Origin of the sequence: Lactobacillus rizhaonensis (assembly GCF_036246345.1) — a bacterium.
GTDB classification, from domain to species: domain Bacteria; phylum Bacillota; class Bacilli; order Lactobacillales; family Lactobacillaceae; genus Lactobacillus; species Lactobacillus rizhaonensis.
Genome location: NZ_BTTV01000008.1, coordinates 20,350 through 35,080 on the forward strand (window position 1 = coordinate 20,350; position 14,731 = coordinate 35,080).

Consider the following 14,731-nt stretch of genomic DNA (forward strand, 5'->3'; position numbering starts at 1 on the left):
GAAATGGCTGAAAATACAATGATTTAAACGAAACTTTCAGTTTATTTTTTGAAAAAGCGTTTGCATTTTTCTTTGCCATTAAATATAATAGCAATAGACAAGCGAACAAAAATTAACATATTCAAACAAAAGCGAAAACTTGTCTATTGTTAAGGAGGGCCTAATTTGTGAAAGAAAATAACTTGTTTTCTGCGAATGCAGTGTTTGTAAGTGATGCATCGGATCCAACCACAATTTTTAAGGAAGTTTCAGATAAATTACTTACTCTTGATTTGGTCAACGATGGCTTTTTCAATGGAATTAGCCAGCGTGAACAACAATACCCGACGGGAATAGATACTTCACCTATTGCAAAGGAATTGCCTAATATTGCTGTACCGCATACTGAAGGAGAGTTTGTCAATACTTGTTTGATAGTACCGGTTGCTTTAAAAGCACCAGTACAATTTAAAAACATGATTGCACCTGATCAAAGTTTACCGGTAAAATTTCTGTTTATGATTTTGAATAACAACCCCGAAGGACAAGCAAATATTTTAGCACAGATTATGGACTTTCTTAGACTCACACCAGTTTCAAAGTTACAAGCATTATTTAATCTTACTGAAACTGATAAGATTTATCAGTTCTTAAGTAAGAATTTTAGTCAAAAGTAGGAGGGCTTTTTATGAGCAGAGAAGTAAAATTTATAGCTGCATGTGGTGCTGGGGTAAATTCATCTCACCAAATTAAGAATGCAGTTGAGGAAGAAATGAGAAAGCGGGGTTATAACGTTAAGGTTGATGCCTATATGATTAAGGATGTTAACGAAGATCTTTTATCACATTATGATGGCTACTTGACAATTGCTAAGACCGATCTTTCTTTTAAACCGAAAATTCCGTTGATTGATGCTGGAGCAATTTTATACCGTATACCAGCCATGGCCAAACCAGTTTATGACAATGTTGAAAAAGTTGTTAAAGAAATTAATGCTAAATAAGATTTCAAGAGGAAATAAAAATGAATGGGATAATTAGTTTCGCTAACTCACTTTTTAAACCTTTAATTGATATGGGTGCGGCTACAATAATGTTAATAGTTTTAACATTAATTGCAGTATTGTTTCGTGTCAAGTTTACTAAGGCCTTAGAAGGTGGCTTGAAATTAGCTATTGCTATTACGGCGATAGGTAATGTTATGAACATGCTGACTACGGCATTTCAAAAGCCAATGATGCAATTCGTTAAGCATACTGGCATCCACATGGATATGCAGGATATGGGTTGGGCACCACTTGCCACTATAACTTGGGGTTCACCGTATACCTTGTTTTATCTGCTAGTTTTAATTATATTAAACGTTGTTCTACTTGTATTAAATAAGACTAACACTCTTGATGTAGATATCTTTGATGTATGGCATTTAGCATTTGATGGTTTGTTCTGTGTATATGTCGGTGCGCCTCTTTGGCTATCAACTTTGTTAGTTCTTTTCATTGGAACAATGAAAATTATTAACTCTGACTTAATGAAACCGACATTTAACGACTTACTAGATGCTCCTGACAGCAACCCTATGACTACTACTCATATGAACTATATGATGAACCCGATTATCATGGTGTTTAACAAGTTCTTTGACAAATGTCTACCTTGGCTTGATAAGTTTGACTTTGACTCCACTAAGTTGAACGAAAAAATCGGTTTCTGGGGCAGTAGATTTGCTATTGGTGTTTACCTTGGTGTGTTTGTTTCCTTACTAGCCGGTAATAACTTTGCGACTGAGCAGGGATGGAAAGACATGTTTACACTATCATTTATTGGTGGTTCATGTATTGAATTATTCTCTGTAATTGGTTCATGGTTCATCGCTTCCGTAGAGCCTTTATCACAAGGTATCGCTGATTTTGCTACTAAGAAGTTTTCTGGTCGTACCTTTAATATTGGACTTGACTGGCCATTCTTAGCTGGTCGTTCTGAAATATGGGCAGCCGCAAATGTTTTGGCTCCAATTATGATGCTTGAAGCAATGGTTTTACCTGGCAACAGATTAATGCCTTTAGGCGGTATTATTGCTATGGGTGTTACTCCAGCTTTGCTAGTAGTTACTCGCGGTAAAATAATTCGGATGATTATCATTGGAGCAGTTGAATTACCTGTCTTCCTTTGGGCTGGTACCATGGTTGGTCCATTTGTTACCAACATGGCTCACTCAGTAGGAGCTGCTATACCTGCACATACATTAGTTTCAGACACTACTATGGAAGGACCAGTTGAAAAATTCTTGGCTTACTTAGTTGGAAATGCTTGGAAACAACAAGGAATGTTTATTGTTTATGCGTTGATTGCTTTAGCAGTATACCTTCTCTTGTTCATCTGGTATGCAAAACAAATGAAGAAGAGAAATGCAGAATATGCTGCAGCTAAGAAAAATAACTAATCATTAATAATATTTTTGCATAAAGGTGATCGAATTGAAAAAGACAAAAGTAACGGCTAAGGAAAAAGCAAGAAGGAATCGTATCCTTTTTTGGACAGTTGTTGTGATTGTGGTCAACTTGTTACAGATTTTACTTAAAAACTGGATAACAAACTTAATTGCCATGGTTGGTACAATTTATGCTTTATATCGAATCGTTGTTTTTGATAATCCTAAGAATCGCCTTAGTCAAAAATACTATGATTGGAAAGGCAATAAGTTAAGTAAATAAATTTAAAAAATGCCATTAAGGGTTTTTCTCTTAATGGTATTTTTTGATCTTATATTTCATTTTTTATTATCAGTAAATCACCAAAATCAAATTGCAATGAACCGCTTTCTCTGATAAACTTTAAGTGGTATCAACCAGTTAACTGAGGAGGGGGAATTAATGGAAAAACCACTTTATCGACAAGTAATTTTAGACTTAGAAAAACAAATAAAAAATATGAAACCTAATGCCAAATTACCAAGTGAACGACAACTACTGGTTAAATATGGGGTTAGCCGTAATACAGTTAGGCTGGCATTACAGGATCTTGAAGAACGGGGACTGATTTATCGCCTTCATGGTAAGGGCACCTTTGTTTCAAGTACTTTTCTTAATCAGCCTAATATTGGTGGGATGTACTCTTTTTCAGAAGAATTAAAGCGGACTGGCCAGAAGGCTTCAACTGAAAATCAAAGTTTAGACTTGATTACCCCAGATAAAAATATTGCAGCACAGCTAAATTTGAAACCGACAGAAAAAGCATATAAGCTGGTACGTTTGCGTCTTGCTAATAACGAACCGCGAATTTTCAGTACATCCTATTTACCGGAAAAAATATTTCCTGAACTAGTTATTGATGATTTAAAATCTAAGCCACTTTATACTGTTATGAAAGAAAAATACAACCAAATTAGTGTAATGGCTTTTGAAGATGTTGAAGCGGTTTGTCTTAATTCTGAAGAGAGTAAGAATTTGGCTGAGGAAGTCGGTTCACCGAGTCTAAAAATATTTCGAAAAACTATTAACGATAAAAATGTGCCAGTAGAATTTACAATTTCTTTGGCTAGAGGCGATAAATTTGTTTATCGTTCACGTCAATATAATGATTTATCTTAGTTATATAAGGAAGGAAAAATAATAATGTTTTCAAAAACAGATGCAGAGTTAGAAAAAATGGGCGCTAAAATTACTACTCGTGAAATTGAGCAGCAGCCTGAATTATGGGGACAAACATGGTCAATTTATCAGAATAATAAAGCGAAAATAACCGAATTTTTAGACGAAATAAAGCAAGAATGCGGCAAAGTCAGAGTTGTTTTCACAGGTGCTGGCACTAGTGCATATGTTGGTAATACGATTATGCCATATTTACAAAAGCATGGTGACAGAACAAGATATGACTTTGAAGCAATTGATACTACTAAAATTGTCTCTACTCCAGAAGATTACTTAGAAAAAGATACTCCAACAATCCTGGTATCATTTGCTCGCAGTGGTAACTCACCGGAATCTGTGGCGACTGTCGAGTTAGCCAAAAAGTTAGTTAAAAACTTATATCAAATAGCAATTACTTGTGCACCAGAAGGACACTTGGCACAAGACTTAAAAGGTGACCCATCTGGATTAGTTTTATTAATGCCGGAAAAATCTCTAGATCAGGGATTTGCCATGACCGGTTCGTTTTCTTGCATGAGCTTAATGGCACTGCTTGTTTTTGATACATTATCAGATGAGAAAAAAGAGCAGATTGTTAAGCAAATTGCTCAGATGGGTAAAAGTGTAATTGAACGTGAAGATGAAATTCAATCTTTAGTTGATACTGACTTTGATCGAATTACTTATATAGGAAGTGGCAGTTTAGGAGGTCTTGCCGAAGAAACTCGGCTTAAGATTTTGGAATTAACTGCAGGAGAAGTGGCAGCACTATTTGATACATCAATGGGCTTACGTCATGGTCCTAAATCATTTTTGGACAAAAAGACAATTGTTTTTGATTTTGTTTCAAATGATACTTATACCAGACAATATGATTTAGACATTTTAAACGAAATTAAAGATGACAAAATTGTACCGCTAGTAATGGCCGTGGGGCAGGAGAAAGAAGGACAAAACTTCTCAGGTAAATCGTTTACGTTTGCTGAAAAAGAATTGTTGCCAGATGCATATTTGGCTTTACCTGATGTAATGTTTGGTCAAACAATCGCTTTGTTAACCTCAATTAAGGTTAATAATAAGCCGGATACACCTTCTCCAACAGGCACGGTTAATCGTGTAGTTAAAGGTGTAACAATTCACGAATTTAACTAATGTACTTTTTTGTTATTAAAAAAAGTATAATTATGTTATTAAAAAAAGGCCTTTTAAATATACCAAAATATATATTGACAAAAATTGGTTGGTACCTTAATATTAGGGTTGAAAGCGTTTTTGTTAATATTTAGATTTCCTTAAAAGATATGGAGGAAGAAATATGAATATTGTAGGAGCGAGAGTTGATGAACGCTTGGTTCATGGTCAGGTGGCAAACTTGTGGACACCTCAGTTGCAAGTAGAACGAATTATTGTTCTTGATGAGAAGGCAGCTAAGGATGACATCCAAAAAAGCGGTTTGAGAATGGCTACACCTATGTCTACTAAGCTAAGTGTTTTACCAACTGAAATTGCTGCTGATCATCTTAAGAAAGATCGCTATAGAAAGCAGAGGGTGTTTTTGGTAGCTAAGAAACCGGATAAGTTTCTTGATTTGCTCAACATGGGTATCAAACTTGATACAATCAATGTTGGTAATATGTCTAAGCAAGATGATACTACTGAATTGACTAAGCAAGTTAATATCAATGAGCATGAAGCCGATGTTTTCAGAGAGATTTCTGGCAAAGGCGTTAACTTAATTGCCCAATTAAATCCTAGTGTTGAGTCACGGGATTTAATGAAATTGATTAATGAAAAGATGAAGTAGGAGGAGAAAAATGGCTTGGTGGCAAATATTACTGCTTACTTTGTATGCAGGATTAGAAATTTTAGATGAATTGCAAATTTATTCATCATTAAACACACCAGTTGGTGCTGGATTGATCGCCGGTCTGATTATGGGAGATCTGCCTACCGGTTTGTTTATCGGTGCATCAATGCAGTTGACAGTTTTAGGTATCGGTACTTTTGGTGGTGCTTCAAGAATTGACGCTACTACCGGTACAGTTTTGGCTACAGCATTTTCAACTAGTATTAAAGGTATGAGTCCTCAAACAGCTATTTCTTCAATTGCTGTTCCAGTTGCTGCTATTATGATTGAATTGGACGTTTTGGCAAGATTCGCCAATACTTACTTTTCACACAGAATTGATCACTTGATTGATCAAGACAAGATTAACTATAAGGCTGTTGAGAGAAATGTTTTATACGGTGCAATTCCGTGGTCACTTTCACGTGCAGTTCCTGTCTTTATCGCATTGGCCTTTGGTCAGGGATTAGTACAACAGATCGCAAATGCTTTAAATGGAGATCTGTTATGGCTTGGTAATGGTTTAACTGTTGCTGGTGCCACATTGCCAGCCGTCGGTTTTGCGGTTTTATTGCGGTACTTACCAGTTAAGAGACATGCAGCATATTTGATTTTGGGCTTTACAATTACGACATTGTTCTCAGTTCTCTTTAGTGGTATGCAAGCTTTGGGTACAGGCTTATCAGCTGTTAACAAAGGCTTCACTACTATTTTCAACGGCTTGCCAATGCTTGCAATTGCAATGCTGGGATTAGCTCTTGCAATTTTGCATTACAAGAATATTCCAATAAATAAAGGTACTGCGCAAGCACAAAATACTGAAAGTCAAAGTAATAGTGCAAGTTCAAGCTCTGATGACGATGAAGGAGAGATTACTGATGACGAACTCTAAACCTAAATATAAATTAACTGAACAAGACTTCAATCAAATTAACCGTAGATCTTTGTTTGGTTTCCAGTTAGGCTGGAACTATGAAAGAATGCAAAATAGTGGCTATTTATACACTATTTTGCCACAATTGAGAAAAATTTATGGTGATGATACCCCTGAGTTAAAGGAAATGATGAAGACTCATATGCAGTTCTTTAACACTTCTAACTTCTTCAATACAATCATTACCGGTCTTGACCTTGCCGTAGAGGAAAATGAAGGTATTGAAGGAAAAGACACTGTTACCGGTATTAAAGTTGGACTGATGGGCTCTTTTGCCGCAATCGGTGACTCTATCTTTGCTTCTTTGATTCCAACTATTTTTGGTGCTTTAGCTGCTTCAATGGCAACACAAGGAAACCCAGTTGGTGTTATCATTTGGGTTATTGCCTGCCTTTTGATCTGTGTCTTCCGGTGGAAGCAACTTCATTTTGCTTATGATAAAGGTGTTTCTCTTGTTACTGACATGAGAGACCGTTTAAACGCTTTAACTGATTCCGCTACTGTTTTGGGCGTATTCATGGTTGGTGCCCTTGTTGCCACTATGGTTAACATTAAGTTTGCCTGGGCACCTCAAATTGGTAAAGTTACCATGAATGTTCAAAATAATTTGGACATGATTCTTCCTAAGTTGTTACCAGCAGCTGTCGTAGGCTTTGTTTACTGGCTTCTTGGTAAGAAAGGTATGACTTCAACCAAAGCAATCTTTATTGTTTTAATACTTTGTATTGTTTTAGGTGGCCTTGGAGTTATCGCTAAGATATAATTAGATATAGTAATTGCTTTAAGTAAATCTAGATAGTTAAGTATTAAATGGAAAGATAAAGTATGGCAGAAAAGGAATTAATTTTAATTAGTCATGGTAAAATGGCAGAAGGTGTAAAAGCCAGTGCCGAATTAATTATGGGCGAGCAAGAGCACGTACATACGGTATGTTTGCTTCCATCTGAAGGTCCTGATGATTTTAAGAAAAAATTTGAAGATCAGATTTCAGGAATGAATATTGAGGATGTTACTGTTTTTGCTGATTTAATGGGCGGAACTCCAGCAAATGTAGTTAGTCGTCTGATTATGGGTGGTCAAAAAATTCACTTGATCTCGGGAATGAATTTACCACTGGTAATTGAATGGCTCAACAGTCAAATGAGCGGTGCAGAATCCGACTATGTGACAGCTGGGAAAGCTGGTATAGTTGATGTCACTGAAATGTTGGCTAAAATGAAAAAATAGCATTTAAATAAACCAAAAATAGCGTCTAGTCTAAACAAAGAGACTAGGCGCTATTTTTGGCTTTTATTAAATTTAAAACAGTATTTGAATAGTTTCAAGTGGTGCTAGAGGCTCATCAATGATAGCAATACCATTTTCAACATTAATCTGAATTTTTGTCTTCTTAACTGAATTACCAACTTTTCTCACAATTGTTGCATCATTACTTACAAGAGGTGCTGCTAAATGCCATTTTATTTGCTGGTAACCATCTAATGTAAAGTTGGCAAACCAAACTTTTTGACCATTGCTTTCAACAGAAAGCTTAACATTAGGCATTTCCACTAAGTAGTCTACAGGCTTAATACTGTCAAGCATTTGCTGGAGCAGCCCTTGCTTATATGTGGTAAATTGGGAATCCCAACCGTGACGCTGATCCTGATCCATGGGTAAAACAATGATATGTTGATCAATAATTGCCATAACGTTACCTAGTTTTTCATCAATTGAGTTATATGCAAACGACCACACCTTTACATCACTTTGGGGTTGATATTCTATTTTCAAATAATTACCAGTATGTTGCAACATTGTTATTCGTGGATTTTTGACGCCATCAACAATGTGTCCATCGGCTTGCTCAAAGGATTGATAATTTGTGCGAACTGGGTGCCACTCAGCATTCTCAACGTGTAACAAGTTACCCAGATTTCGGTCAAGCAAAACCTGCACGCTCTCGCCATCAAGCAAAACAAAATTATTTTTAATCAATTTTGTAATTTGGTCATTTGTCAAATTACGTAAAAGTTGCCCAGAAATAGCTATTATTTCGTTTTCTAATGAAGTTTTTTGATCAAAAGGGAAAATACTTGTAGCAAAGCTAAAAGCACCTAGTAGACTAGCCCAGTTTTTTTCATGGGGCAAAAGTTCTTCCACATTTTTGCCGGCAGTAGTTTGCAAGTGATAACTGGAATCTTGATCGACTAGAACCTTAATCCCTCTTAAATGATCTAGCGGGAGGCGATTTTCTAATAGCTGATTAACAAATGGTTTGATTTCAGCAAGCATTTCAGCGTAATGCCAGCTTTCATTGATACCATTACCCATCATGTCGAATAGGTTGAGTAGAATTCCCTGACTTCCGATTAAAGCAGCAGTGATAATTTGAAAGGCAGTAAATGCATTTGATTTGACTAAAGGAGAATACATATAACTTTCTAATTCAGGATAAAGTTCAGCATTTTCTCCTAAAAAAGCAGCGGTAATACGAGTATACTCTTCAAAATTTCTACCATATGCTAGTGGCGCAACTTCGTTATATGCAGGTAGGTGGGGCCGAGCAACCTTTGGATGGCCTTCTCCAGCTTGGGCTTTAAACAATTTATCCCAATCACGGCCTTCAAGAGCATGCCAATCAGGGTATGAAGTCATCTGTGCCAGGTCTGTTTTGGGACTGATTTCATGAACAGCTTGTTCAATTAGATGTTCATTTTCAATCATTTCTTGACGTGCTTGATCCAGGTAAACTTGACGCTCCTTAGTGGGTTTGCCGGGTTGCAACATCTTGTTAACAAATTCAGCACGTGTTTCTTTTTTGCCCAATTTTTCATTATATAGTTGCATATGATAATCACAGAAACACATCAATTTTAAAGGGGTGTGATTATAGTGGCGAAAATCGTCTTCTAACCATAATCGACGGGGATGTATGCTGGCATATTGGGCATAAGTAGCGGCTAAATATTTTCGCCATGTAGGATCAGCAGGACAAGCCATATCCTTAGCCTTATTACCATCAATGTCAACAAAAGTATTGAAACCAATCTCAGGATTAACTTGATACCCTCGATCGGAGTGCATAATGGTTGTCCATGGGTTTAAGCTAGTAGTTACACCTATATCAGATAATTTCTTTTGTAAAGGTTTAATGGCGTCCAGCCAGACTTGCGTTTCAGCTTTGGTTAAGTGACTGTGGTTTAATTCTTCGCCATTTATGAAAAAAGCAACATCATCAATTTGGCCTTTTTTAACAAATTCGATTAATTTTTCGTCTTTTGCTGGAGTATTTTTTCTAGGATCCAGCATATATCTTAATGTATAAATAAATGTCATATTATTGTTCCTATATAAAAATAACTATATATCTTGTCTTAATTCTAGCATAATTTAATGCTGTATACCTTGATATTTAAAGAGAAAGACAAATAAGTGGTTGGACAATAATTTTGTATATAGCTATTTATCCTCACTCTGATTTAGCATATAATCAATCCTATCAAACGTTCTAATTAAGATTAATTTTCTTTTAATATGAAGGAGGAGAGCACTATTAATAAAAATGACACCAACCAGGTAACCAATTTTAGTAAATTGAAATTGCAAGCTATCACTGATGTGACTAAGCAATCAGGTTATTTTGAAATTGACTATCAAAACGGGCTGACAGCTCGTCTTTATATCTTGGATTCAACAACTTTCAGATTATATATTGATCCAACTCAAAAGTTTCAAGAACCAGAACAATCTGAAGCTGGATTACATGCTCAAATTTTTGTGAAAAATATTTACGATTCTTGCGGCATGGATGGTGCAAGTATACGTGCGACCAATACCGGCTGGCAAATTGATACGGGCATAATTGAAATTAATTTAAACAGAAATTCAGCTACTTTAAGCGTTACTAAAAACGGCAAGACGATTTTTCAAGAAGCCAAGTCAGTTGAATTGACAGATTCATTAACAGTTCAAACCCTAGTTGATTGTAATAGTAATTACTTTGGTGGGGGTACGCAAAACGGGCGTTTCACACTGGCAGGAGAAAAAATTGAAATTGTTAATACCAATAATTGGGTTGATCAAGGTGTAGCATCTCCTAATCCTTTTTACTGGTCAACCGCTGGCTATGGCGTGATCCGCAATACTTTTAAACCAGGACATTACGATTTTGACAGTACTTCTAATAATGAAATTACTACTGCACATGAAGAAAAACGCTTCGATGCTGTCTATTTCTTTGCGGATTCAGCATATGAACTGATTAAGGCTTATCATCAGTTAACTGGGCGGCCAGCTTTGACACCAGTTTTTGGTTTCTATGAAGCTCATTTAAATGCTTATAACCGAGATTATTGGGTAGAAGTAAATTCTGAAGAAAAGGGTGCTATTAAATATCCGGATGGTAAATATTACCGCGAGTACCAACCAAAAGATTTACCTGCAGAATTAAAACCAAAGTCAATTAGGGAAACCCTAAACGGCGAACATGGCGGGCTTTCTTATCAATTCAGTGCCCGGGCAATGCTTGAACAGTACCTTGATCATGATATGCCGATAGGCTGGTTCCTGCCTAATGATGGTTATGGTGCTGGTTATGGACAAACGGATACTTTAGCAGGAAATCTTGAAAATTTGGCGGAATTTGTCAAATACGCTAATAGCAAAGGCGTGCAAGTAGGATTATGGACGCAGCAAAATCTTGCACCCGTCGATCCAGAAAACCCTAAACCGGATGATCGTGATTTTGAAAAAGAGCTGGTTGCTGGTGTCACCGCACTTAAGACTGATGAAGCGTGGGTAGGTCATGGTTATTCATTTGGGTTAAATGCCACCCAAAGTACAGCTAAAATGATTGCTAAAATTAAAGGTGATCAGTTGCGACCCTTTATTATTACAGTTGATGGTTGGGCAGGAACGCAAAATACTAGCACAGTTTGGACTGGAGATGAAGTTGGTGGCGAATGGGAGTATATTCGCTTTCAAATACCGACTTATATCGGTGAAGGATTATCTGGCCAACCTAATGTTGCCTCAGATATGGATGGTATTTTTGGTGGTCACAATCTGATTGTTAATACTAGAGATTATCAATGGAAGGCCTTTACACCAATTCAGCTGAATATGGATGGCTGGGGTAAAAATCCCAAGAATCCGTTTGTATTTGGCGGCATCACAACCAAACTGAACCGTGCCTATTTAAAGCAAAAAACAATGTTGATGCCGTATATTTATAGTATTGCAGCTGAGGCAACCTTTAATAGTAAGCCAATGGTACGTGCCATGTTTCTGGAGTACCCAAATGTTCCAGAATTTTATACTAATTTGGTCAGGTACCAATATTTATGGGGAGACAATTTCTTAGTTGCTCCAATTTATCAAAACACTGCCAGCGATGAAAAGGGGAATGATGTCAGAAACGAAATCTATTTGCCCGATAAAAAACAAATCTGGATTGATTACTTCACTGGTCAAGAATATCAAGGTGGACAAGTAATTAATAATTTTGCTGCCCCATTGTGGAAACTACCGGTATTTGTTAAAGCAGGAGCTATTATACCTGTAGCACCAGCAACTAATACTCCGGATGAATACCTGAAACTAAAAAAGCAGCGGCAATTTGTGATTTATCCTCGTGGCACTGGCAATTTTAATATCTATGAAGATGATGGGTTTTCTGCCCAATATAAGCAAGGTAAATATGTCCAAACTGAAATTACCAGTAGTTTGCGGGATTCTGATTTAACTATTAAAATTAATAAAGCTCAAGGTACTTATGCAAATTTTGAACCTTATAAATCTACTGAATTAAGCATTAAAACTAATAAAGCACCAGGGACAATTGAAGTTTTAATCGGTAATAAAGAAGTTCATTTAACTGCAGCAGAAAATTTAGCAGATTTTCAGAAGCATGATAACTGTTACTATTTCGACCCGCATTATCTGACAAATCCATATTTAGCAGAATTTGGTTCGAATTTGGAGCAAACATTTTTAAGGATAAAGCTGCAACAGACGGATGTGTGTCAAAATGAAATCACTGTTAAAGTTGCAGGTATTGCTACGACATCAGTACAGGTTAATGAACTGCCGGTAAATAATGATGCTCTAATAGTTCCGGCTAATTTAACACAAAATGTTCAAGAAACTACTTCAGATTCCATTACGGTATCTTGGCAACCAGTATCTGGTTGTGATAGTTATCAGCTAAAAATTGACGGCTTGTTATATTCTAATATTAAAAAAACTGATTTTACGTTAAATAACCTGAAACCTGAAACGACACATACTTTTCAAGTTAGAGAAATCCAAAAAATGACAGCTTCTTCTTGGGGAACAAAAATTATTTGTAAGACCAAGAAAGCTGTTAACTCTGCCAAGAAATAATTTGGTATTTACAGTAAACTTTTTCTGAATTATTTGTAATTGTGAAAAAGTTTACTAAAACTTCTGCTTTTCTTTAAAAGGCTAAACTATCAGTATATAATAATAATTGTGCGATTAAAGATAATGTTAAAGGAGATATATAATGAAAACAATTTCTGCAGCAGTTGCCAAACATATGGAAAACTTGTCAACTACTGATGGTGTAATCAGTGCTTTGGCAATTGACCAACGTGGTTCTTTGAAAAAGATGTTAGCTGATGCAGCCAATAAACCTGCTGATGAAACAACTATCGTTGATTTTAAAAAAGCAATATCTAGTGAGCTGACCCCGTATGCTTCATCTATTTTGACAGATCCAGAGTATGGCTTGCCGGCAACCAAAGTTAGAGATAAGAATTGTGGATTGTTACTTTCTTATGAAAAAACCGGCTATGATACCACCGAACCTGGAAGAATGCCTGATTTAATTGCTAATCAGTCCGGATTAAGAATTAAAAATGAAGGCGGAGACGCCATTAAGTTTTTAGTTTATTATGATCCTGATGAGGGCCAAGAAATTAATGATAAAAAGCAAGCTTTTGTTGAAAGAGTTGGTGCAGAAGCTAAGGCCAATGAATTACCATTATTCTTGGAAGTTTTGACATATGATGCTAACATTCCTGATGCTAAGAGCGAAGAATTTGCCAAAGTTAAAGCTGACAAAGTTTTGAAGACAATGAAAGAATTTTCAAAGCCTGAATATGGTGTAACTGTTCTTAAAGTTGAAATTCCGTTTAACATTAAATTTGTCGAAGGCTTTAACGGTGACAACAATGTTGTTTATACTCAAGAAGAAGCCAAGAATTTGCTTAAAAAGCAATCTGAAATAACCGACTTGCCTTATATTTTCTTATCAGCCGGTGTAACTAGTGAAGAATTTATCGCTGAAATTAAAATGGCTGAAGCAGCTGGAGCTGACTTTAATGGTGTTCTTTGTGGTCGTGCTACTTGGAAGCCAGCCATTAAACCGTTCGCTGCGGAAAGCGAAAAAGCAGGTAGAAAATGGCTAGCTACTCATGGTAAAGAGAATATCGAAAACTTAAATGAAGCTCTTAAAGGAGCAAAATCCTGGCGTGATAAGCTGGAAGTTGCTGAATAACTGAATTAGCTAAATAAAAAAGCTTTCTATACAAATTTAAAGTATAGGAAGCTTTTTATTTGCTCTTATAAAAATCACATCTAACCGAATAAGCGTCACAAAAGATGCGCGTCATTATTTGCAGTGGCAGACGGGATCTAACTTCATACTCGGGAAAGTAATTAGTTTTTGATTTGTAGCCAATGAAAGTTAAAGTTGTAAAAGGCAAAATACTGCCGGACGAATTAGTGGTAAATGTCAAGATAGGAACATCATTTTTATTTAAAGCTTTGGCTGCAGTTACTAATTCCTCAGTTTCTCCATTCAAAGTAATAAAAATTGCTAGCGAATCCTTCTTAATCTTGCTGGCAATTGTTTTAATAATATTTGGATCTGAGTGGAATTCACAGTATTTTCCGGTTAATTGTAATTTGACCATCATTTCGTGAGCAATTGACTCAGACAAACCACGAGCAAAAATAAAAACCATTTTAGCTTGTTTAGTGAGCGAAATACTGTCTTCAATTGTGCTATAACTCAAATTGTGCAGCGTATTGTTCATTTCAATTTCGTTTTTAGTAATGACGCTTCTGATCTTGTCATCAGCGTCATTTAAAACACTAAAAGTAGAATTTGAATTGCTTTTTAATTTTAGTGCTTCGCGGTAAGAGGTGTAACCACTATATCCCATCTTTTGCATAGTGCGCACAATTGTAGCAGTTGACACGTTGGCAAATTGACTTAGCTTTACTATTGACATTTTGGCAATCTTTTGGGGATTATTTTCGACTATATTCCAAAGATGCAATTCTGCCGCTGAAAGTTCTTTTGTTGACATTTAAGTGCTCCTTTTGTAAATAT

At 36.1% G+C, this 14,731-nt stretch carries 14 protein-coding genes; 12 read left to right on the top strand and 2 right to left on the bottom strand.

The genetic code is table 11. From position 1 onward, the window contains the following. Positions 1-167 precede the first annotated feature (167 nt). The 10 genes from AAA915_RS08600 (at position 168) to AAA915_RS08645 (ending at position 7,614) form a co-directional block, all read left to right on the top strand. A complete protein-coding gene (locus tag AAA915_RS08600; RefSeq protein ID WP_420915124.1) occupies positions 168-656 on the top strand; it encodes a PTS sugar transporter subunit IIA in 489 nt (162 codons plus the stop codon). An 11-nt stretch (positions 657-667) separates the two neighbouring features. Beyond that, the gene (locus AAA915_RS08605; protein ID WP_338201515.1) at positions 668-982 is read left to right on the top strand and encodes a PTS sugar transporter subunit IIB; all 315 of its coding nucleotides are present in this window, start codon (positions 668-670) and stop codon (positions 980-982) included. A 20-nt stretch (positions 983-1,002) separates the two neighbouring features. After that, the gene (locus tag AAA915_RS08610; RefSeq protein ID WP_338201517.1) at positions 1,003-2,421 is read left to right on the top strand and encodes a PTS transporter subunit IIC; all 1,419 of its coding nucleotides are present in this window, start codon (positions 1,003-1,005) and stop codon (positions 2,419-2,421) included. Positions 2,422-2,446: 25 nt separating this feature from the next. Next, entirely contained in the window at positions 2,447-2,692 is a 246-nt protein-coding gene (locus AAA915_RS08615; RefSeq protein ID WP_233558034.1) for a hypothetical protein, read from the top strand. 159 nt (positions 2,693-2,851) lie between these two features. Then, entirely contained in the window at positions 2,852-3,568 is a 717-nt protein-coding gene (locus tag AAA915_RS08620; RefSeq protein WP_338201520.1) for a GntR family transcriptional regulator, read from the top strand. Positions 3,569-3,592: 24 nt separating this feature from the next. Further along, the gene (locus AAA915_RS08625) at positions 3,593-4,759 is read left to right on the top strand and encodes an SIS domain-containing protein (protein ID WP_338201522.1); all 1,167 of its coding nucleotides are present in this window, start codon (positions 3,593-3,595) and stop codon (positions 4,757-4,759) included. Between the two features lie 163 nt (positions 4,760-4,922). Further along, positions 4,923-5,411 (top strand): PTS sugar transporter subunit IIB, encoded by a 489-nt coding sequence (locus AAA915_RS08630; RefSeq protein ID WP_187157373.1) that lies wholly within the window; start codon positions 4,923-4,925, stop codon positions 5,409-5,411. A 10-nt stretch (positions 5,412-5,421) separates the two neighbouring features. Continuing rightward, entirely contained in the window at positions 5,422-6,345 is a 924-nt protein-coding gene (locus tag AAA915_RS08635) for a PTS mannose/fructose/sorbose/N-acetylgalactosamine transporter subunit IIC (RefSeq protein ID WP_338201525.1), read from the top strand. Next, positions 6,332-7,150 carry a PTS system mannose/fructose/sorbose family transporter subunit IID gene (locus AAA915_RS08640; protein WP_110445658.1) on the top strand — a complete coding sequence of 273 codons (819 nt, stop codon included), beginning with the start codon at positions 6,332-6,334 and terminating at the stop codon, positions 7,148-7,150. The genes AAA915_RS08635 and AAA915_RS08640 overlap by 14 nt, the downstream gene beginning before the upstream one ends. Positions 7,151-7,212: 62 nt before the next feature. Further along, entirely contained in the window at positions 7,213-7,614 is a 402-nt protein-coding gene (locus AAA915_RS08645) for a PTS sugar transporter subunit IIA (protein ID WP_338201528.1), read from the top strand. 72 nt (positions 7,615-7,686) lie between these two features. Here AAA915_RS08645 and AAA915_RS08650 read toward each other — a convergent pair whose 3' ends face one another. Continuing rightward, positions 7,687-9,705, bottom strand: coding sequence for a hypothetical protein (locus tag AAA915_RS08650; RefSeq protein WP_338201530.1), 2,019 nt, complete (start codon positions 9,703-9,705; stop codon positions 7,687-7,689). A gap of 198 nt (positions 9,706-9,903) precedes the next feature. On the opposite strand from AAA915_RS08650, the gene AAA915_RS08655 reads away from it, so the two are divergent. Together AAA915_RS08655 and AAA915_RS08660 are read left to right on the top strand one after the other, a co-directional pair. Next, positions 9,904-12,753 (top strand): TIM-barrel domain-containing protein, encoded by a 2,850-nt coding sequence (locus AAA915_RS08655; RefSeq protein WP_338201532.1) that lies wholly within the window; start codon positions 9,904-9,906, stop codon positions 12,751-12,753. Positions 12,754-12,895: 142 nt separating this feature from the next. Next, positions 12,896-13,891 (top strand): tagatose 1,6-diphosphate aldolase, encoded by a 996-nt coding sequence (locus AAA915_RS08660; protein ID WP_338201534.1) that lies wholly within the window; start codon positions 12,896-12,898, stop codon positions 13,889-13,891. A 55-nt stretch (positions 13,892-13,946) separates the two neighbouring features. On the opposite strand, the gene AAA915_RS08665 is transcribed toward AAA915_RS08660, so the two are convergent. Further along, positions 13,947-14,708, bottom strand: a complete 762-nt coding sequence (locus AAA915_RS08665) for a MurR/RpiR family transcriptional regulator (RefSeq protein WP_338201536.1) — start codon at positions 14,706-14,708, stop codon at positions 13,947-13,949. Between the last annotated feature and the right edge of the window lie 23 nt (positions 14,709-14,731).